The organism is Heyndrickxia acidicola, from assembly GCF_001636425.1.
Taxonomy (GTDB): domain Bacteria; phylum Bacillota; class Bacilli; order Bacillales; family Bacillaceae_C; genus Bacillus_AE; species Bacillus_AE acidicola.
Genome location: NZ_KV440953.1, coordinates 4634248 through 4655342, shown reverse-complemented (window position 1 = coordinate 4655342; position 21095 = coordinate 4634248). Strand labels below are relative to the sequence as shown.

15 protein-coding genes and 1 pseudogene are annotated in these 21095 nt (G+C 45.2%); 5 read left to right on the top strand and 11 right to left on the bottom strand.

From position 1 onward, the window contains the following. Positions 1-146: 146 nt before the first annotated feature. Together A5N88_RS21610 and A5N88_RS21605 are read left to right on the top strand one after the other, a co-directional pair. Positions 147-623: a hypothetical protein gene (locus A5N88_RS21610; protein ID WP_066269887.1), complete on the top strand. Its 477-nt coding sequence runs from the start codon at positions 147-149 to the stop codon at positions 621-623. 191 nt (positions 624-814) lie between these two features. Further along, positions 815-1819, top strand: coding sequence for a potassium channel family protein (locus A5N88_RS21605; protein WP_066269885.1), 1005 nt, complete (start codon positions 815-817; stop codon positions 1817-1819). Here A5N88_RS21605 and A5N88_RS21600 read toward each other — a convergent pair. Beyond that, positions 1808-2206 (bottom strand): annotated as a pseudogene (locus A5N88_RS21600) (YugN family protein). The gene A5N88_RS21605 and the pseudogene A5N88_RS21600 sit on opposite strands and share 12 nt — an antisense overlap. A 160-nt stretch (positions 2207-2366) precedes the next feature. Here A5N88_RS21600 and A5N88_RS21595 point away from each other — a divergent pair. Then, on the top strand, positions 2367-2597 hold the full coding sequence (locus A5N88_RS21595) for a DUF378 domain-containing protein (RefSeq protein WP_066269883.1): 231 nt from the start codon (positions 2367-2369) through the stop codon (positions 2595-2597). Positions 2598-3233: 636 nt separating this feature from the next. Here the strand turns inward: A5N88_RS21595 and A5N88_RS21590 are convergent. The 6 genes from A5N88_RS21590 to pruA form a co-directional block, all read right to left on the bottom strand. Beyond that, positions 3234-3737, bottom strand: coding sequence for a GNAT family N-acetyltransferase (locus A5N88_RS21590; RefSeq protein WP_066269881.1), 504 nt, complete (start codon positions 3735-3737; stop codon positions 3234-3236). Next, entirely contained in the window at positions 3738-4256 is a 519-nt protein-coding gene (locus tag A5N88_RS21585; protein WP_066269879.1) for a nucleoside deaminase, read from the bottom strand. It lies immediately after the preceding gene. 632 nt (positions 4257-4888) lie between these two features. After that, the gene (locus A5N88_RS21580) at positions 4889-5128 is read right to left on the bottom strand and encodes a hypothetical protein (protein WP_066269877.1); all 240 of its coding nucleotides are present in this window, start codon (positions 5126-5128) and stop codon (positions 4889-4891) included. 332 nt (positions 5129-5460) lie between these two features. Further along, positions 5461-6705, bottom strand: a complete 1245-nt coding sequence (locus A5N88_RS21575) for a Glu/Leu/Phe/Val family dehydrogenase (RefSeq protein WP_066269875.1) — start codon at positions 6703-6705, stop codon at positions 5461-5463. A gap of 49 nt (positions 6706-6754) precedes the next feature. Continuing rightward, complete coding sequence (locus A5N88_RS21570; protein WP_066269873.1) at positions 6755-7954, bottom strand: ornithine--oxo-acid transaminase; 1200 nt, start codon at positions 7952-7954, stop codon at positions 6755-6757. Between the two features lie 142 nt (positions 7955-8096). Beyond that, positions 8097-9641: an L-glutamate gamma-semialdehyde dehydrogenase gene (pruA, locus tag A5N88_RS21565; RefSeq protein ID WP_066269871.1), complete on the bottom strand. Its 1545-nt coding sequence runs from the start codon at positions 9639-9641 to the stop codon at positions 8097-8099. A 762-nt stretch (positions 9642-10403) separates the two neighbouring features. Between pruA and A5N88_RS21560 the strand changes: the two genes are divergently transcribed. Beyond that, on the top strand, positions 10404-11732 hold the full coding sequence (locus tag A5N88_RS21560) for a sigma 54-interacting transcriptional regulator (RefSeq protein WP_198160331.1): 1329 nt from the start codon (positions 10404-10406) through the stop codon (positions 11730-11732). Between the two features lie 5216 nt (positions 11733-16948). Here A5N88_RS21560 and yugI read toward each other — a convergent pair. Then, complete coding sequence (gene yugI / locus A5N88_RS21550; protein WP_066269866.1) at positions 16949-17359, bottom strand: S1 domain-containing post-transcriptional regulator GSP13; 411 nt, start codon at positions 17357-17359, stop codon at positions 16949-16951. An 852-nt stretch (positions 17360-18211) separates the two neighbouring features. Between yugI and A5N88_RS21545 the strand changes: the two genes are divergently transcribed. Beyond that, positions 18212-19036, top strand: a complete 825-nt coding sequence (locus A5N88_RS21545; RefSeq protein ID WP_066269864.1) for an alpha/beta fold hydrolase — start codon at positions 18212-18214, stop codon at positions 19034-19036. Between the two features lie 437 nt (positions 19037-19473). Here A5N88_RS21545 and A5N88_RS21540 read toward each other — a convergent pair whose 3' ends face one another. From A5N88_RS21540 to A5N88_RS21530, 3 genes are all read right to left on the bottom strand, one after another. After that, positions 19474-19740, bottom strand: coding sequence for a DUF1871 family protein (locus A5N88_RS21540; RefSeq protein WP_066269862.1), 267 nt, complete (start codon positions 19738-19740; stop codon positions 19474-19476). 146 nt (positions 19741-19886) lie between these two features. Beyond that, complete coding sequence (locus A5N88_RS21535) at positions 19887-20081, bottom strand: hypothetical protein (RefSeq protein ID WP_066269860.1); 195 nt, start codon at positions 20079-20081, stop codon at positions 19887-19889. A gap of 222 nt (positions 20082-20303) precedes the next feature. Next, positions 20304-20903: a peptidylprolyl isomerase gene (locus A5N88_RS21530; RefSeq protein ID WP_066269858.1), complete on the bottom strand. Its 600-nt coding sequence runs from the start codon at positions 20901-20903 to the stop codon at positions 20304-20306. Between the last annotated feature and the right edge of the window lie 192 nt (positions 20904-21095).

Genomic DNA, 21095 nt, shown 5'->3' with positions numbered 1-21095 from the left:
TATCGTTAAAAAATCATTATAAAAAAATAGTTTACATTTAATAACCAATTGCATTATTCATCCTTGCAGCTGGTCGTTTTCCTATGGAATAACATCCCTTTTTTGGGGCAAAATAAAGATTATTAACGTAAGGAGAGCATTGCCAAATGAACCTTTTTGACGCAAAGATCATTACTACCCAATTTGGTGTTGAAATATATGTAGATGAAATCAAACATATCCAAGTAACCGATGTCCATCTTTCTTCTCCAGATCAACCCTACCATGAATGCCTCGTTGGTGTTGAATATACCCTTTTAAGAGATAAAGAATTCTACGGAAACAGAATGAACTACTTTTGGATAAGAATGACTGAGGATTTCAGCTCCCTTACTTTAGTAGAGCCGGAAACACAAAGCTTATTTGCTGTTAAAAATGATGAAGAGCGCCAGGCTACAAAAATGTTGATAGAGGATTGGCTTATTAAAACAGATGCCTTTAAGGATTCCATCAACCAGCTTATGAATGACTATAAGAACCAAAAAGACTCTGTTGTTTTAACCCAATTCTTGGAGCATCTGCTTCATTTACATTCAAATGATATTCAAACAGCTCCTGTCCAAAAATTAGAAGAGCTTGCATAAATAACTTTTTGAAGGGATTCTCACCAGTAGAGAATGCCTTTTTCTTATTGGTTCGCACGATGCAAGATTTCTGCTTAAAAAAGGTTTATTAGAAAAGGTTTAATGGAGATCACGTGCTGGTAAGATTATCAAAGCCTTCGATTAAGCAAAAGGAAAACGGGGATAATGGATAGGTAGAAGGAGCTGGTTGTATGATTTCTAACCTATACTATCTATTTCTTCGCTGGCCCGTTTTCATTAGAATGCTCATTTTGGCTTTAGCGGTTATCTGCAGTTTCGGATTTATCATACATTTGATCGAGCCTCATCGATTCCCCACTGTATTCATTGGAATTTACTGGTCGGTTATTACTGCTGCAACCGTAGGCTACGGTGATTTATACCCCATTACAAACGCTGGAAAGCTAGTCAGTATTTTTCTTGTTTTAACAGGTGTAGGAGTTTTATCCTCCTATTTTGTATCCTTATCTGCGGCAGCCGTTTCAAGCCAGAATGCTTATATGGAGGGAAAAGAAATGTTTAAGGGGAGAAATCATTGTATTATTGTCGGTTGGAATGAACGTGCCAGTACCGTCATCGAGCATCTAATAAAGAACGATGCCAGCAAGCCTATTGTGCTAATCGATCATTCCCTTGATCAAAATCCTTATCCCAAACGGGAAGTGATTTTTATAAAAGGAAAACCCCATAATGATGAAACCCTTAAAAGAGCCTCCCTTCTGAGTGCGGAATGTGTGCTTATTACAGCAGATCAAAATTCTGATGAGCTGCATGCTGATATGAATTCCATCATGATTCTCCTAACGGTTAAGGGAATTCACCCACAGGTATTTTGTGCTGTAGAAATATTAAAAGAGGAAAATGTTTCAAATGCACGCCGTGCAGGAGCGGACGAGGTTATCCAAACCAATATGCAAACCAGTTCCATTATGTTTAACAGCCTGGTGTCACACGGGATATCTGATTCTATCCTTTCCATACTTACCCATTCAAATGGTAATCACCTGCAATATACTCAGGCTACAGAGCTGTGGATCGGAAAAACATTTAAAGAAGTTGGGCTTGCTTTACAGGAGGAACGAAAATTGCTTATCGGCTTACGACGAGCAGAAGAAACCATCATTAATCCATCCCCGCTTTCCCCTTTTTTACCCGGGGATGAATTACTAATTATATCCGGTGATTCAATCCTGTAAAAGAATAGTCTCTAATTCAGAAACAAGTTCCCTGCCGAGGTCAGCGTATTTTTCATGTATCTTCCATCTTTATCTTGCGGTTTTAGCAAATTGATTAATGGAACCGGATAAATTCCCGGTATAAGCGTGATCATCCAAGTGGTTTTGATATACATGAGAGAGGATGAAGGGAGTGCCAAGCCTAACAGCGGTTCCTTCATAATCCAAGGCTTGTCCTTCCAATGGAGTAAAAGGGACCCTTAAAAACTGGTACCCATCATCGTTTGCCATTTTATAATCTAAAAACTCCTGTCCATAATCCCAATTTCCGCCAATAATATAGCCTTTTGGCTTTAAAAGCTTTTCCAGCTTAAATAACGATAAGCTCGCCTTCAAGTTTTGATTGATACATACAGCATCTCTTTTCCTTTTTAGGTTTCCAATACATGAGTCCGTATACTCCTACCACATACGAGAAGATTATGCAAAACCGGCCAGTTTCGGACATGCATAATTTTAAAGGAATGAAACACTCTAGTAATGAACCACCAAAAAAGGAGGAAATGATATGAGTATAATCCAGCGTATTGCACTGGTTTTCACTATTATTGGAGCTATTAACTGGGGGTTAATCGGATTTTTTCAATTCGATTTAGTAGCTGCCATTTTCGGTACCGGTTCAGCACTTTCACGCATCATCTATGGAATTGTTGGAATTGCCGGATTGATTAACCTCGGTTTATTATTTAAGCCAAGTGAAGAAGTAGAACGCTCAACAGAAGCAAAACCAACAAGATAGAAAAGCGGAAATCCCCCGCTTACCGGCGACCAGCATAAGACTGGCCATCCTGAAGGTTTGCTTTTTAACCTCTGGGATGGCTTGGCTTATGACCTCGAGCCGGTGGCGATTGGAGCTGGACACTAGAAAAGCGGAAGATGCCGTTCAGCGACGTACAGACTGCAAGGCTTCGACTGAGATAAAGGAAACACGAAAAGTGACAGCTTTTCGATGTTGACTTATCGCAGGGAGAAGACCGGAAGTCTGCTAGCCGCTGGTAAGGAAGGATTGATTTTTATCCTTCCATCTGGAGCTGGATCAAGAAAAGCGGAAATCGCCCGCTTACCGGCGACCAGCATAAGACGGGCCATCCTGGAGGTTTGCTTTTTAACCTCTGGGATGGCTTGGCTTATGACCTCGAGCCGGTGGCGATTGGAGCTGGATCAAGAAAAGCGGAGATCGCCCGCTTACCGGCGACCAGCATAAGACGGGCCATTCCGGAGGTTTGCTTTTTAACCTCTGGGATGGCCTGGCTTATGACCTCTAACTGTGAGTAAGGAAGGATTGTTTCTTATCCATCCACCTCGTGATGAATCAAAAAAAGCGGAGCATTCTTCTTGCACCAGCTGCCGGTATAACAAGAAAAAACACTATAGTTTATGATTGAAAAACGATTACAGGACCATTCCAGCTTTCATTCTGTAGTATTTCTTTTTTGTATGTGTCTGTATATTCACTAATTATTTTTTTCCAAAACTCATGTGCAGACTTATTGGTAATGGTTTGTTTCACTTCCCATACTCCTTTAAATTCTTTGAATATAGAAAAAGCAACGTGCTTCCCTATCCCTCTATGTCTAAACTTCCGCATGATAAAGAAGTCACTTATTACATTTGTTTTCTCAGCACTGCTTATTTTAGTAAATTCTTTTGGTACATTCAGAATAACCAATGCAAAACCGGCTATTTCCCCATTCACTTTAATCATAAAAGGCCGGCGATATTCCTCTGTCCACTGGTGGTCTAAGTATTTATACAAATATAGACCGTGGTGACTTAAAACGTTATCATCAAACTCACTGCTATCATAACGATATAACTGAAGTAAATTCCCGAGAATGGATTTATCTTCATACGGAATAAGCGATAATGAAATATCCATTTAAATCCCTCCCTTTTGTACAATCTTTCGCAAGTTCTCAATATGATTCGGGTTCTCTGCCCAGCGCTCTAATAGATAAATTTGTCTTTCCATAAGATCTTTAAAAGGTTCTGGAATCATTTCTACCTTTTTAAACCTATCTTCAAAAATAAGAGTTCCTTTCATTTTTCTATATCCTCCAAAGCCTAAATCGTCATTCAATAACCAGACAACCTTTTTAATATGTGCAAATAAAATGGCCCCCGTACACATCGGACAAGGTTCTAATGAACTATAAATAGTTAATTTTTCTCCTCTTACTTTAGCATGTAATATTTTATCTTCCGCATTTCTTATAGCATCTATTTCAGCGTGAGCAGTTAAGTCTTTGTTAGGGTACACTTGGTTTCTGCCTCTTGAAATTATGTTGTTGCCTTCATCTACAATAACAGCTCCAACTGGGTATGTATTGGATTCAAGTGCTATTTCTGCTTCTTTTAAAGCCATTTCTAAAAAGTACCTATCTAAATCATATTTCATACTGTTCTCCTTTGGAATTAAGTAAAAATAATAACTTAATCTAATTTTTTTGATAAATATCCTGTTTTTCCTCCGGTACAGATCATTCACTCTTGTGGTATTTATAAGTAAAGCAACTTTTCGGTCTGGTATACCAAAAATTCGCGTTTTTTATTAGAAATCCCTTCATAACAACAAAAAAAGCACACCCAAATCATTGCAAGTGATATAGATGCACCTTTATTAAATAGGCTTTGTTAAACGACACTGTTGTTTTTTAGCTCATTCGTGTGAAACTACCGTTTCACACGCCTTTCAGCACAGCTGAAAGGTTACAGAAAAGAAAGGAACCAAAAGCAAACAAGTTTGCTTTTGGTTCCTTTCTTTTCTGTAAAATGAGCTAAAAAACGAGCAGTTATCAACATTTTAACACAGCCATTAAATAAAACGATCCTTGAGCAATTTATGATAGTAAGTATGGCGAGACCATTAAGCTGCAGTGTTTCCCTTTTTCTAAAATATGCCGAAAAAACAATAATAACCAAAAAAGAGAACCCTTAGTCGGTTCTCTTATGAATCATTAACTTCCTTTGAAGTTGGGACAAATCGGATGAGAAATTGTCTAGAAAACATTATGTCTAAATTCGCTAATCTTACTTATTGCCGAAGTTTCCAGAAAATTGACTCACAACTGCTTGTACTTCCTCTAATTTTTCTGGTTTTAATAGACTGATCATTTTAGGAATAAATTCTTGAATATCCTCTTGTGAAAAAGTGCCTTCATCTTGTTTCTTAAAGTTTTCTAGTAGTATTTCCCTCGCTTCATCTTCCTTCCCCTCTTGAACTCTTTGCAATATAAAACTTAAAAACATTTCTTGGCCTTGTTTATTCATACCCTGCTGCCTCCATGAGATATCAAATTATAACACTATTTGGTGTTATTTAATATTGTAACAACAAATAATTTCGTGTATTTTGTTCGTTTCTTTACTGTAAAATGAGCTAAAAAGCAGTTATCAACATTGAATTTTGACACTGCCTAATAAAAAAGAAAAACCAAGGACCGAATAAGATCCTTGATTTTTATATAATTCTTAACCATATGATCTAACAATGGATTGAGTATTGCTTAGAGGATCATTCCCTGACCATTTTTTATACCAATTACGGTGTATATTAGTTTGGCAATTTTATTCAATCCTTAAAAGATGCTCCGGCTGTCTTTTTAAACCCAGCCGCGGAATTTAGACGCCTCTGCCGCATTCCGGAGGCCGACCATATAGGCCGCTAATCGCATATTAATACGGCGGCTTTGAGACGTTTCGTAGACTTTATTAAAGGATTCTACAAGCTTTTTAGTAAGCTTTTCATTCACTTCTTCTTCCGTCCAATAATAGCCTTGATTATTTTGAACCCATTCAAAATACGACACCGTAACTCCTCCGGCACTTGCAAGCACATCAGGTACCAGGAGAATGCCCCGTTCAGTAAGAATTTTTGTGGCCTCTGCCGTTGTCGGTCCGTTGGCAGCCTCCACTATAATAGAAGCCTTGATGTTATGTGCGTTTTCTACCGTAATCTGGTTGGAAATTGCCGCTGGCACCAGGATGTCACAATCCAGTTCCAGAAGCTCTTTATTGGTAATCGTATTTTCAAAAAGAGTCGTTACAGTGCCAAAGCTGTCACGGCGGTCAAGAAGATAATCGATGTCCAGCCCATTTGGATCGTATAAGGCTCCATATGCATCCGAAATGCCAACCACTTTCGCGCCCTCGTCATTCATAAACTTCGCCAGGAAGCTTCCGGCATTGCCGAATCCTTGGATAACCACTCTGGCTCCTTGGAGGGAAAAGCCTTTTTTCTTCGCCGCTTCCTCAATACAAATCGTTACACCCTGAGCGGTCGCCTTTTCACGTCCTTCCGATCCTCCCAAAACAAGAGGCTTTCCAGTGATAAAGCCCGGAGAATCATTTTCGCGCAAACGGCTGTACTCATCCATCATCCATGCCATAATCTGAGAATTTGTATAAACATCAGGAGCAGGAATATCTTTTGTCGGTCCAACGATTTGGCTTATAGCACGGACAAATCCTCTGCTTAGGCGTTCAATTTCCCCCATCGACATGGTTCTAGGATCGCAAATGATCCCTCCCTTTCCGCCTCCATAAGGCAGTCCGACAATGCCGCATTTTAAGGTCATCCACATTGAAAGTGCCTTTACTTCATCTTCATTTACTTCAGGGTGAAAACGTACTCCGCCTTTTGTCGGCCCTACTGCATCATTATGCTGGGCGCGATAACCGGTAAAAACTTTGATCGTTCCATCATCCATGCGTACTGGAATTCGAACCGTCAATACTCTTAAAGGTTCCTTTAGCAGCTCATACATTTCATCATTAAAGCCAAGCTTGGATAACGCTTCTTTAATAATTTCTTGTGTAGAGGTAAATAAATTAAGATTTTCAGTCATTGACTTTTCGCCTCTTTGTTTTTTTATCGTTGATGATTGTATTGTAGCGTTAAGAAAGAATCTTGGTAATCCGTTCGATTGCCCAATCTAAATCTTCCTTGGAAATGACTAAAGGAGGAGCAAAACGAATGACATTCTCATGCGTTTCTTTACATAACAGTCCTTCTTCTTTAAGGTCCTCGCAATATTTACGCGCAGGTTCATCTAAAACGACTCCGATAAATAATCCTTTTCCGCGAACCTCTTTAATCATAGGATTCTTGATGTCTTTCAGTTTATCCATAAAGTACTCGCCTAATTCCTGTGAACGCTCAGCAAGCTTTTCATCTAAAAGGACATCAAGAGCTGCGATGGAAACGGCACATGCCATTGGATTTCCTCCGAATGTAGAACCATGGGATCCTGGATTGAATACCCCGAGAATATTCTCATTCGCTACTACGCAGGAAATTGGAAATACACCTCCGCCCAATGCTTTACCAAGTATATACATATCAGGGTCAACATTTTCCCACTCACAAGCAAACATTTTACCTGAACGGGCAAGGCCTGCCTGAATTTCGTCCGCAATGAATAGAACATTATTTTCTTTACATAATTCTGCTGCAGCCTTCAAAAATCCTTCTGGCGGAATTACAATGCCTGCTTCTCCCTGGATCGGCTCAATTAAAAAGGCCGCAGTATTTGGTGTGATGGCTGCTTTAAGGGCGTCTATATCTCCATACGGGATTAAGGAAAGACCTGGAAGCAGCGGTCCAAATCCTCTTTTATACTCTTCATCAGAGGATAACGATACAGCTCCCATTGTCCTGCCATGGAAGTTTCCTTCACAGCCAATGATTTCAGCACGGTTCTCCGCCACACCCTTCACATCATAAGCCCATCTTCTGGCCGCTTTTATTGCTGTTTCCACTGCCTCTGCACCTGTATTCATAGGAAGAGCCATATTTTTATTTGTTAGCTTGCAAATCTTTTCGTACCATGGACCAAGCTGGTCATTGTGAAAAGCACGGGAGGTTAAGGTTACACGGTCCGCCTGTTTTTTTAATGCATCGATAATTTTAGGATGACGGTGCCCCTGGTTAACAGCTGAATAAGCACTAAGCATATCCATATACCTGTTTCCTTCCGGATCCTTCACCCATACCCCTTCAGCTTCTGACACTACGACTGGCAGCGGATGATAATTGTGAGCACCGTACTTTTCTGTTTGCTCAATCAGATCCCTCGAATTTGTAATCGCTTCCATTATTTTTTCCTCCGTTCTTATACAAAGAAGGGGCCGCTTTCATGTCAGCCATGACAAGTCAGTCCCTGCTTCTTTGTTTTGATCTTTATTTAGAGAATTATAGGTTTATAGAATTTTTGCCATTCGCATTCTGCGACATGGTTTACAGCATTTCGGAAGTTGTTTTTCCTTGCATATGAAGGGCTAAGTAGTCTGGACCCCCAGCTTTTGAATCTGTTCCTGACATGTTGAAACCACCAAACGGCTGGTATCCAACAATTGCGCCAGTACATCCGCGGTTGAAGTAGAGATTCCCCACATGGAAATCTTCACGAGCTTTTTCCATATTTTCACGATTGGATGTAATAACAGCACCTGTCAAGCCGTAATCAGTGTTGTTGGCAATTTCAATCGCATGGTCGAAATCTTTTGCTTTTGCGAAAGCAACCACTGGGCCAAAGATTTCTTCCTTCATTAAGCGGGAATTAGGATCCAGGTCAGCAAAAATGGTCGGTTTAACGAAGTAGCCTTTAGAATCGTCGCCTTCACCGCCAACTACTAATCTTCCTTCTTCCTTCCCGATTTCCACATAGCTCATGATCTTGTCAAAAGCACCTTGGTCAACAACAGGACCCATAAAGTTATCGCGGTTAGTCGGATCGCCAATTGTCAATTCTCTTGTTAATTCAGCTGCACGGTTAAGGACTTGATCATAAACATCTTCCACGATGACAGCACGTGAACATGCTGAACATTTTTGTCCAGAGAAACCAAATGAAGAAGCCACGATAGACTGAGCAGCCAATTCAAGATCAGCCTCTTTATCTACTACAATAGTATCTTTACCGCCCATTTCTGCAATGACACGTTTTAACCAGATTTGGCCTTCGTTTACCTTTGAAGCACGTTCGTTAATACGGATACCTACATCACGTGATCCAGTAAAGCTGATAAAGCGTGTTTTAGGGTGATCTACTAAGTAATCCCCTACTTCCGCACCGCTTCCTGGAACAAAGCTCAAGACACCCTTTGGAAGGCCGGCTTCTTCCAGTACTTCAACAAATTTAGCTGCAACGATAGGTGTAGTAGATGCTGGTTTTAAAAGAACAGTGTTTCCTGTAACAAGTGCAGCAACGGTTGTTCCTGCCATGATGGCAAAAGCAAAGTTCCAAGGTGAGATAACAATACCCACACCTAGAGGAATGTAACCAAAGCGGTTAAATTCACCCGGACGGCTTTCAACAGGAATGCCTTCCTTCAATTTCAGCATTTGACGGCCGTAGTATTCCATAAAATCAATGCCTTCAGCAGTGTCTGCATCCGCTTCATTCCATGGCTTTCCGGCTTCCTTAACAAGGAGAGCAGAAAATTCGTGCTTGCGGCGTCTCACGATCGCTGCAGCCTTGAAAAGGATATCAGCACGGACTTCCGGCTTCACTTTTTTCCAGGTTTGGAATGTTTCATATGCTGTTGTCATAGCTTTTTCTGCTAATTCTTTATTTGCTTTGGACACGCGTCCAATAACTTCTTCTTTATTTGCCGGGTTGTAAGAAACGATTTTATCGTCTGTAGTGACACGTTCTCCGCCAATCACTAAAGGATAATCCTGGCCTAAATAGCTCTCAACTATTTTTAAGCCTTCTTGAAAGGCCTTTTGGTTTTCTTCAGTTTTAAAATTAGTAAACGGTTCATGTTTATACGGAATCATATGTGTGCCCTCCCATTACTTTGCCATTTGCATCATGCGCTTTGCTGTGCAATGGCCGTTTAATCGTTTGTAAGCAGCCTTTTATTAAATAATTATTCCCTTTCTATAGCAGACTTCCAATTCAAGCAGACAGCCATTTGTGTGAAAAGCAAAAATTATTTGCATTCAGAAAACCCTTACATATATAATAATGCAAAATAATCTTGCATTTTTCAAGTATTTTTAGTCGATTATTAAATTTTATTTTATTCACTTAATTTCCTTGCCAGAAAGCTTTGGACTTCATCTCCTGCAGTTGATTGAAGTTTAACTCGGAGACCCTATTAGGAGATTTTATAATCAGCAGAACCGTCCCATATAAAAAAAATTTTAGTGATTAACGTTGATTGCAGCGGAAAGCGCGAGACTCCTGAGGAATCAACTTGTCAGGGAAGACACCGCAGGAGCCTGCGACGAGGAGGCTCCCGGCCCGCCCCGCGGAAAGGAGTACCTGCAGCGCAAATCAACCAGCAGGATGATACACAACCAATTACTCAGTTAAAGCCTGAATGAGAACTCAATCCAAAGTTGATTGAAGCGAAAGGTACGAGACTCCTGCGGGAAATGCTGGCATAGGGAGACACCGCAGGAGCTTGCGACGAGGAGGCTCCCGGCCCGCCCCGCGGAAAGCGAGTACCTGCAGCGCAAATCAACCAGCAGGATGTTTAGTGCACAACCAATTACTAAGTTAGAGCCTGAAATTAGATTTGAAGGAGAATGAACATGCAAAAGGGAATCCCGCTTTCTTTTTATCAAACCATTATGGATTCCACAGATGTCGGAATTCACGCCATCGATCACAACGGAAAAACCATTTTATATAACAAACAAATGATGCATATAGAAGGAATGGAAATCGAAGATGTGCTGGATAAAAACATCCTTGAAGTGTTCCAATTTAACCAGGGAGAAAACAGTACATTATTAAAAGTGCTGAAAACAGGCACCCCTATCTACAACAGCAAACAAAAATATTTTAATAATAAGGGGCAGGAAATCAATACTGTCAGTCATACATTGCCTGTAAAGGAAGGGCACAACGTTATCGGGGCAATCGAATTGGTTAAGGACGTCACAAAGTATGAAAAAATGGCCCTGGATTATCATAAATCAGCTATCGTTGGACCAGAATTTGAGTTACTTTTTTATGAAGGGATATTCCCTGCCGACATCCTTGAAGCTGCCAAACAAGCGGCCTTTAGCCAGTATTCCGTCCTAATTACGGGAGAAGAGGGCACTGGCATTGATACAATAGCTGAATTCATTTTATTGGAAAGTGATAAATCCGAACGGGGTTCCTTCAGGCAGAGCTGTGCTTCCCTTCCTGAAATATATTTGGAGGAGGTTTTATTCGCTGCTGATGGGAAAGGCTTATTAACAGAGGCAGCAGGCTGCAGCCTCTTGCTTGAAGAGATTCAGGAGCTTTCAATTCCATTGCAGCAAAAGCTGCTCACCTATCTTGAAAATCCTGCTGTTTCAGACCATGAAGGAATACCTGCAAGACCAAGAATTATAGCCACGATGAGCCAGGATCCCTTTGATGCCATAGCGGAACAGAAGCTTTTAAAGGAGCTTTATTACCGCATCAGTGAAACAGCACTAAGGGTTCCTCCTTTAAGGGAAAGAAAAACAGGTATTGCAGGTGTCTGTTCCTATTTTATAAAGAAATTCAATCAATTCTTCAACATGGATGTGCTGGGTGTATCAGAAGAAGTCAAGGGCATCTTCCATTCATATGCATGGCCAGGAAACATAAAAGAAGCAGAGCAGATCATTCAGGACTCCATGCTGGTCATGGACCGGGAGGAAAAAATTGAACAGCACCATCTTCCTATGCATTTCAGGCAAAAGGTGCACCAGGAAACAGACTTTTTAATCCAAAAGAACCGTGAGATTATGCCGCTTGAGGAGTACTTGCAGGAAACGGAAAAATACTATATTCAAAAAGCCCTTCAGTATCACAAATTCAATATAACGCAGGCTGCAAAAGCCCTTCACATGAGCAGGCAAAATCTGCAATACAGAATAAGAAAGTTTGGCTTAAAGGCTTAATGAAATGCGGAGGGCGCTGGCCCATCGGCGACCAGCCAAAGCCCAGATGACACGGAAGATCGCTCTTCCACCTCTTGGGCATCTGGGCATTTGCCCTCGAGCCGATAGCGCCCGAAGCTGGACAAGGAAATGCGGAGGGCGCTGGCCCATCGGCGACCAGCCAAAGCCCAGATGACACGGAAGATCGCTCTTCCACCTCTTGGGCATCTGGGCATTTGCCCTCGAGCCGATAGCGCCCGAAGCTGGACAAGGAAATGCGGAGGGCGCTGGCCCATCGGCGACCAGCCAAAGCCCAGATGACACGGAAGATCGCTCTTCCACCTCTTGGGCATCTGGGCATTTGCCCTCGAGCCGATAGCGCCCGAAGCTGGACAAGGAAATGCGGAGGGCGCTGGCCCATCGGCGACCAGCCAAAGCCCAGATGACACGGAAGATCGCTCTTCCACCTCTTGGGCATCTGGGCATTTGCCCTCGAGCCGATAGCGCCCGAAGCTGGACAAGGAAATGCGGAGGGCGCTGGCCCATCGGCGACCAGCCAAAGCCCAGATGACACGGAAGATCGCTCTTCCACCTCTTGGGCATCTGGGCATTTGCCCTCGAGCCGATAGCGCCCGAAGCTGGACAAGGAAATGCGGAGGGCGCTGGCCCATCGGCGACCAGCCAAAGCCCAGATGACACGGAAGATCGCTCTTCCACCTCTTGGGCATCTGGGCATTTGCCCTCGAGCCGATAGCGCCCGAAGCTGGACAAGGAAATGCGGAGGGCGCTGGCCCATCGGCGACCAGCCAAAGCCCAGATGACACGGAAGATCGCTCTTCCACCTCTTGGGCATCTGGGCATTTGCCCTCGAGCCGATAGCGCCCGAAGCTGGACAAGGAAATGCGGAGGGCGCTGGCCCATCGGCGACCAGCCAAAGCCCAGATGACACGGAAGATCGCTCTTCCACCTCTTGGGCATCTGGGCATTTGCCCTCGAGCCGATAGCGCCCGAAGCTGGACAAGGAAATGCGGAGGGCGCTGGCCCATCGGCGACCAGCCAAAGCCCAGATGACACGGAAGATCGCTCTTCCACCTCTTGGGCATCTGGGCATTTGCCCTCGAGCCGATAGCGCCCGAAGCTGGACAAGGAAATGCGGAGGGCGCTGGCCCATCGGCGACCAGCCAAAGCCCAGATGACACGGAAGATCGCTCTTCCACCTCTTGGGCATCTGGGCATTTGCCCTCGAGCCGATAGCGCCCGAAGCTGGACAAGGAAATGCGGAGGGCGCTGGCCCATCGGCGACCAGCCAAAGCCCAGATGACACGGAAGATCGCTCTTCCACCTCTTGGGCATCTGGGCATTTGCCCTCGAGCCGATAGCGCCCGAAGCTGGACAAGGAAATGCGGAGGGCGCTGGCCCATCGGCGACCAGCCAAAGCCCAGATGACACGGAAGATCGCTCTTCCACCTCTTGGGCATCTGGGCATTTGCCCTCGAGCCGATAGCGCCCGAAGCTGGACAAGGAAATGCGGAGGGCGCTGGCCCATCGGCGACCAGCCAAAGCCCAGATGACACGGAAGATCGCTCTTCCACCTCTTGGGCATCTGGGCATTTGCCCTCGAGCCGATAGCGCCCGAAGCTGGACAAGGAAATGCGGAGGGCGCTGGCCCATCGGCGACCAGCCAAAGCCCAGATGACACGGAAGATCGCTCTTCCACCTCTTGGGCATCTGGGCATTTGCCCTCGAGCCGATAGCGCCCGAAGCTGGACAAGGAAATGCGGAGGGCGCTGGCCCATCGGCGACCAGCCAAAGCCCAGATGACACGGAAGATCGCTCTTCCACCTCTTGGGCATCTGGGCATTTGCCCTCGAGCCGATAGCGCCCGAAGCTGGACAAGGAAATGCGGAGGGCGCTGGCCCATCGGCGACCAGCCAAAGCCCAGATGACACGGAAGATCGCTCTTCCACCTCTTGGGCATCTGGGCATTTGCCCTCGAGCCGATAGCGCCCGAAGCTGGACAAGGAAATGCGGAGGGCGCTGGCCCATCGGCGACCAGCCAAAGCCCAGATGACACGGAAGATCGCTCTTCCACCTCTTGGGCATCTGGGCATTTGCCCTCGAGCCGATAGCGCCCGAAGCTGGACAAGGAAATGCGGAGGGCGCTGGCCCATCGGCGACCAGCCAAAGCCCAGATGACACGGAAGATCGCTCTTCCACCTCTTGGGCATCTGGGCATTTGCCCTCGAGCCGATAGCGCCCGAAGCTGGACAAGGAAATGCGGAGGGCGCTGGCCCATCGGCGACCAGCCAAAGCCCAGATGACACGGAAGATCGCTCTTCCACCTCTTGGGCATCTGGGCATTTGCCCTCGAGCCGATAGCGCCCGAAGCTGGACAAGGAAATGCGGAGGGCGCTGGCCCATCGGCGACCAGCCAAAGCCCAGATGACACGGAAGATCGCTCTTCCACCTCTTGGGCATCTGGGCATTTGCCCTCGAGCCGATAGCGCCCGAAGCTGGACAAGGAAATGCGGAGGGCGCTGGCCCATCGGCGACCAGCCAAAGCCCAGATGACACGGAAGATCGCTCTTCCACCTCTTGGGCATCTGGGCATTTGCCCTCGAGCCGATAGCGCCCGAAGCTGGACAAGGAAATGCGGAGGGCGCTGGCCCATCGGCGACCAGCCAAAGCCCAGATGACACGGAAGATCGCTCTTCCACCTCTTGGGCATCTGGGCATTTGCCCTCGAGCCGATAGCGCCCGAAGCTGGACAAGGAAATGCGGAGGGCGCTGGCCCATCGGCGACCAGCCAAAGCCCAGATGACACGGAAGATCGCTCTTCCACCTCTTGGGCATCTGGGCATTTGCCCTCGAGCCGATAGCGCCCGAAGCTGGACAAGGAAATGCGGAGGGCGCTGGCCCATCGGCGACCAGCCAAAGCCCAGATGACACGGAAGATCGCTCTTCCACCTCTTGGGCATCTGGGCATTTGCCCTCGAGCCGATAGCGCCCGAAGCTGGACAAGGAAATGCGGAGGGCGCTGGCCCATCGGCGACCAGCCAAAGCCCAGATGACACGGAAGATCGCTCTTCCACCTCTTGGGCATCTGGGCATTTGCCCTCGAGCCGATAGCGCCCGAAGCTGGACAAGGAAATGCGGAGGGCGCTGGCCCATCGGCGACCAGCCAAAGCCCAGATGACACGGAAGATCGCTCTTCCACCTCTTGGGCATCTGGGCATTTGCCCTCGAGCCGATAGCGCCCGAAGCTGGACAAGGAAATGCGGAGGGCGCTGGCCCATCGGCGACCAGCCAAAGCCCAGATGACACGGAAGATCGCTCTTCCACCTCTTGGGCATCTGGGCATTTGCCCTCGAGCCGATAGCGCCCGAAGCTGGACAAGGAAATGCGGAGGGCGCTGGCCCATCGGCGACCAGCCAAAGCCCAGATGACACGGAAGATCGCTCTTCCACCTCTTGGGCATCTGGGCATTTGCCCTCGAGCCGATAGCGCCCGAAGCTGGACAAGGAAATGCGGAGGGCGCTGGCCCATCGGCGACCAGCCAAAGCCCAGATGACACGGAAGATCGCTCTTCCACCTCTTGGGCATCTGGGCATTTGCCCTCGAGCCGATAGCGCCCGAAGCTGGACAAGGAAATGCGGAGGGCGCTGGCCCATCGGCGACCAGCCAAAGCCCAGATGACACGGAAGATCGCTCTTCCACCTCTTGGGCATCTGGGCATTTGCCCTCGAGCCGATAGCGCCCGAAGCTGGACAAGGAAATGCGGAGGGCGCTGGCCCATCGGCGACCAGCCAAAGCCCAGATGACACGGAAGATCGCTCTTCCACCTCTTGGGCATCTGGGCATTTGCCCTCGAGCCGATAGCGCCCGAAGCTGGACAAGGAAATGCGGAGGGCGCTGGCCCATCGGCGACCAGCCAAAGCCCAGATGACACGGAAGATCGCTCTTCCACCTCTTGGGCATCTGGGCATTTGCCCTCGAGCCGATAGCGCCCGAAGCTGGACAAGGAAATGCGGAGGGCGCTGGCCCATCGGCGACCAGCCAAAGCCCAGATGACACGGAAGATCGCTCTTCCACCTCTTGGGCATCTGGGCATTTGCCCTCGAGCCGATAGCGCCCGAAGCTGGACAAGGAAATGCGGAGGGCGCTGGCCCATCGGCGACCAGCCAAAGCCCAGATGACACGGAAGATCGCTCTTCCACCTCTTGGGCATCTGGGCATTTGCCCTCGAGCCGATAGCGCCCGAAGCTGGACAAGGAAATGCGGAGGGCGCTGGCCCATCGGCGACCAGCCAAAGCCCAGATGACACGGAAGATCGCTCTTCCACCTCTTGGGCATCTGGGCATTTGCCCTCGAGCCGATAGCGCCCGAAGCTGGACAAGGAAATGCGGAGGGCGCTGGCCCATCGGCGACCAGCCAAAGCCCAGATGACACGGAAGATCGCTCTTCCACCTCTTGGGCATCTGGGCATTTGCCCTCGAGCCGATAGCGCCCGAAGCTGGACAAGGAAATGCGGAGGGCGCTGGCCCATCGGCGACCAGCCAAAGCCCAGATGACACGGAAGATCGCTCTTCCACCTCTTGGGCATCTGGGCATTTGCCCTCGAGCCGATAGCGCCCGAAGCTGGACAAGGAAATGCGGAGGGCGCTGGCCCATCGGCGACCAGCCAAAGCCCAGATGACACGGAAGATCGCTCTTCCACCTCTTGGGCATCTGGGCATTTGCCCTCGAGCCGATAGCGCCCGAAGCTGGACAAGGAAATGCGGAGGGCGCTGGCCCATCGGCGACCAGCAACAGGCCCGATGACTAGGAGGTTCGCTCTTTAACCTCTCGGGCAGCTGGGCTTTTGACCTCGAGCCGATAGCGCCCGAAGCTGGACAATGAAATGCGGAGGGCGCTCGCTCATCGGCGAACAGCAAAAGATGGGCAGTCAGAAAGGTTTGCTTTTTAACCTTTCTGACTGCCTAGCTTATGAATTTGAGCTGATGGTGCAGGAGGTTTTGTTTTTAGCCTTACAATAATAAAGGCTGTTTTCGCATATATTGTTGCTTTTCGCAAAAGTGTTAAATCCGTAATAAGTGAGACATCGTGGCATCTTTTCGTCTTCAGTCATTTTGTTTTCATCCTGAACCCTGTATATCCTAGATTCATTTATACTAATAGCAACAAAGTTTACGAAAAGAGCCCTAATAAAAAACCGGCACAATGCCGGTTCCATTTTCTTATTTATTAATAAGATCTTCACGTTCGGATTTTGCAATCCATTCTTGAAGCTTATCTTTTAACGTATTAAAGCCTTCAGTAGGCTCCTCTGTTTTTGTTACGCTGCCTTGTCCTTGACGGCGGCGTGGTTTTTTAGCTGCTTGCGCTTGTTCAGCCGCTTTTGGAGCTTCTTCTGTAGCACGAATGGATAAACTGATTTTTCCGCTCTCTTCGTCCACAGATAATACCTTTACTTGTACCTCATCGCCGACTTTTAAATGATCATTGATATCTTTTACAAATCCGTGTTTAATTTCAGAAATGTGCACTAAGCCTTGTGTTTCTTCATCAAGTGCAACAAACGCGCCATATGGCTGAATGCCTGCAACTTTCCCTTTTAATACGGTTCCTACTTCATACTGTGTCGTCATGGAAACACTCCTATTTATATGATTTTTTCTCCTATATATACGCAATAAAAAATTATACCACAGAAAGGCAAGACAAGCAAAAAAAACTAAGATTTTTGTAAAAATTCCGCAGGTTAACTCATTACTCATTATTCATTTGCTCCCTAAAAATGTTTAATTAGGGCTCAATTTAAAAACGACATTGTAGTATAATGAAAAGGTCGTTTTTTCAAGAGTTTACTAATCAAGCCACTGAGTTCAATGGGCTCAACAGATACGGAGAGTGTTTTTTGGCTTGTGACTACAAGAATTTCCCCAAATCTCGATTGTTATTAAAATCTGTGCACATGGGCTCTTTTTCTCGCATACCAATAAGCAATAGGCTATTGTGCATATTAATATTGCCATACCTTTAAAACAACTGCCATAATCTCAGCCAGGCTGACCTCGCATCCTGTCATATAAAAGCGGGAATGATGTTTAAAAGTCCTGTGTGTTGGAAAACCTATTTGCACAAGGCTTTAGAGCTGTTTTTCATTAAGATGGAACAGCTTTACAAGTATTCCCCCTTTTTAATATGATCTTGACGAGACATGCGGGCTCGTCCTTTTTTTTGCCCAAAGCTCTGTTCTTACTTGGCTGGATAAGAAATCCGTACGCCGATAGGTACGGCAGCTAGACAAAGACTATATTGGTTAAATAATTATTTTATAAAAAATATACTTATCCTTGAAACAAAGACTACCTTTAATTCATTTTTTGTATCAGGGCTTTTTAACTAGTAAATTTAACATAGACATAACTTAACCAATTAATATGTAAACACCCTTTTCTTGATCACATAAATTTTTAACATCCTCTGGAGTGAAGAATATGAATGAATCGACTTATTCAGGAACACTTTCAATCAATGGTATTGATTTATATTACGAAGAATATAAGAATTCCCCGGAAAAAGAGGCCATCGTTCTGCTGCATGGTTTTCTTTCCTCCACCTTTAGTTTTCGAAGGCTGATTCCTTTAATAACTGAAAAATACAATGTCATCGCCGTGGATCTCCCTCCTTTTGGAAAAAGCGGAAAAGTAACTACATTCCGGTATACCTACTATAATATCGGGAAAACCATCATTGACTTGCTTCAATCACTGGGCTACGAGGAGGTTTTTGCTGCAGGGCACTCTATGGGAGGGCAAATTGTTTTAAATATGATGGCACAGCGCCCTGATGTTATAAAAAAAGGAATACTTATCGGCAGCTCAGGTTATTTGCCAAGGGCTAACCAAACAATCATCCTAGCAAGCTACCTTCCTTTTTTTCATCATTTTTTAAGAACCCGTCTGGAAAAAACAGGAGTTAAAAAGAATATAGAGAATGTGTTGTTTGACCATTCATTGATTGACCTGGAATTACTGACCGGCTATGAAAAGCCATTTTTAGACCCAACCATCTATAAAGGTATGACGAAATGGCTGCGTGACCGGGAGGGGGACCTTGTAGAAGCAGCACTTCAGACAATTGAAACACCCTGCCTATTGATTTGGGGAGAGGACGATAAAGTGGTTCCTTTAGAGATTGGAGAACGGCTGTCAAAAGATATTCCAAATGCCGAGCTGATTGTCTTTAAAAATACAGGCCACCTCGTGCAGGAGGAAAAGCCCGTTGAGGTTTGGGAAGCCATTCAGTCGTTTATGGAATAGAAAAGCGTAAGCGGCTGGCTCATCGGCGTACGAATTTCAAAGTCTTCGACTGAGATAAAGGAAACACAGCGAGTTCTTTACGAGCTGATGTTGACTTATCGCAGGGAGGAGACGTAGAAATTCGCTAGCCGATAGGCGCTGGAGCTGGACAATAGAAAAGCGTAAGCGGCTGGCTCATCGGCGTACGAATTTCAGAGTCTTCGACTGAGATAAAGGAAACACAGCGAGGTTCTTTACGAGCTGATGTTGACTTATCGCAGGGAGGAGACGTAGAAATCCGTTAGGCGCTGGGGCCAGAAATTTATTGCTTATCCAGAAACAAAAGACGAATTGAACATTCAATTCGTCTTTTTTAATAGCGCGGCCGTTATCGCAGGGATAAGGCCTATTTTTTTCTGAATAAAAATTGGTTAAACCAGCGTTTCGCTTTCTCACTCTTATAGTTCACAAGAAGCCTGTGACACAATGATCAGTAATTCTGCTGCTTTTGCTTCACATTCTTCAAGAGGAATCAATTCCTCAAAGGAAAATTCATAGATATCCTGGATTTTTTGTGCCAGTCCTAGAGTGTAGCCATTCCAGCCATGCACAGTCTGAATCACATCCACAATTTCCGTTTCATATGCGTCCTCGCCATAATTCAAAGGATCCCACTTTTCCAAGGATTGTCTAAGCTTTATATTTGTTTCTTGTATTGTATTCATTACAATCACCCTGCCATCATGTACTTTGCTCTTCTATAGTATCACAATCACTTTACAAGAGCGAAATACCGGATGTCTGCAAATATTGCAGAAGATTTCAACTGAAAATTCAATCAATTTAACCCGAGCCTGCATGGTAACCTGTATTAATAATGCTTGTTCTTAATTTTTCTTTCAAGTGCAACTGCCTTTTCCTCCTGCTTTTTGTTCACCTTAATAATCCAAAGAAATACCAAAATAGCAAGAAGTGTAAAAATGGATAAACTGATAAAAGCCGGTATATATGCTGTTTTATCCTTGGGAAAAAAGAGAAATAAATTTATTACGAATGTTTGAAGCAAACCTCATCACCCTCCCCTTCCAGCCTATTCCTATTTACTTGCATTATAACAATAATTCTATATTACAGCCATGCTATTTTCCAATCTGATATAAAAAGAGCTTTCCGACAAAAGCCCTTTACCTTACCGCTTTATCGAACTAAAAACCCGTGATCAATGATACTTAGCATATATTAAAAAGGGCTCCAAAACAGAAGCCCTTTAACAAAATACATTCATCTATTATTTTAGTACTTCAACTTTTTCAATTACCACATCATGAAGCGGCTTATCCTGCATACCAGTTCTTACATTGGCGATCGTATCTACGACGTCCATTCCCTCAATTACCTGTCCGAATACTGTATGGCGGAAATCAAGCCAAGGAGTGCCGCCTTTTTCCATATATGCATCCACAACTTCTTGAGGGTATCCCGCTTGCTCCATTTGTGTTTTCATGCCTGGATCTACTTGCTGGCTTTGAACGATGAAAAATTGGCTTCCGTTTGAATTAGGGCCTGCATTAGCCATTGATAGTGCACCGCGAAGGTTAAATAGCTCCTGGGAGAATTCATCTTCAAAAGGAGAGCCATAAATACTTTGGCCGCCTGTTCCGTTTCCTGATGGATCCCCGCCTTGAATCATAAAGCCGTTAATAATACGGTGGAAAATGAGTCCATCATAATATCCATTTTCACTGTGTTTTACAAAGTTCTCCACTGTCTTTGGAGCCTGCTCCGGGAATAGCTTAATTTTAATATTTCCCATATTGGTTTTCATTTCTACCAGCTTTTCATTTTTAAGTACTTCATTGGTTAATTGGGAATATTTCACTTCAGTCATTTTATAATCTCCTTACTATGTATTTTTCGCTCATTGCATTTTGCTTTAATCCTTCATCTTTACTTTACTAAATTAAATGGAAAAAGTCCAAGAGCACCAAGCCTTATTTATTATATATACCTGTTTTTTCATCAGGCAGCGTGCTCTTCATTACCCTTTATCATATCATTATGAATTTGAATTTCTCCAGGT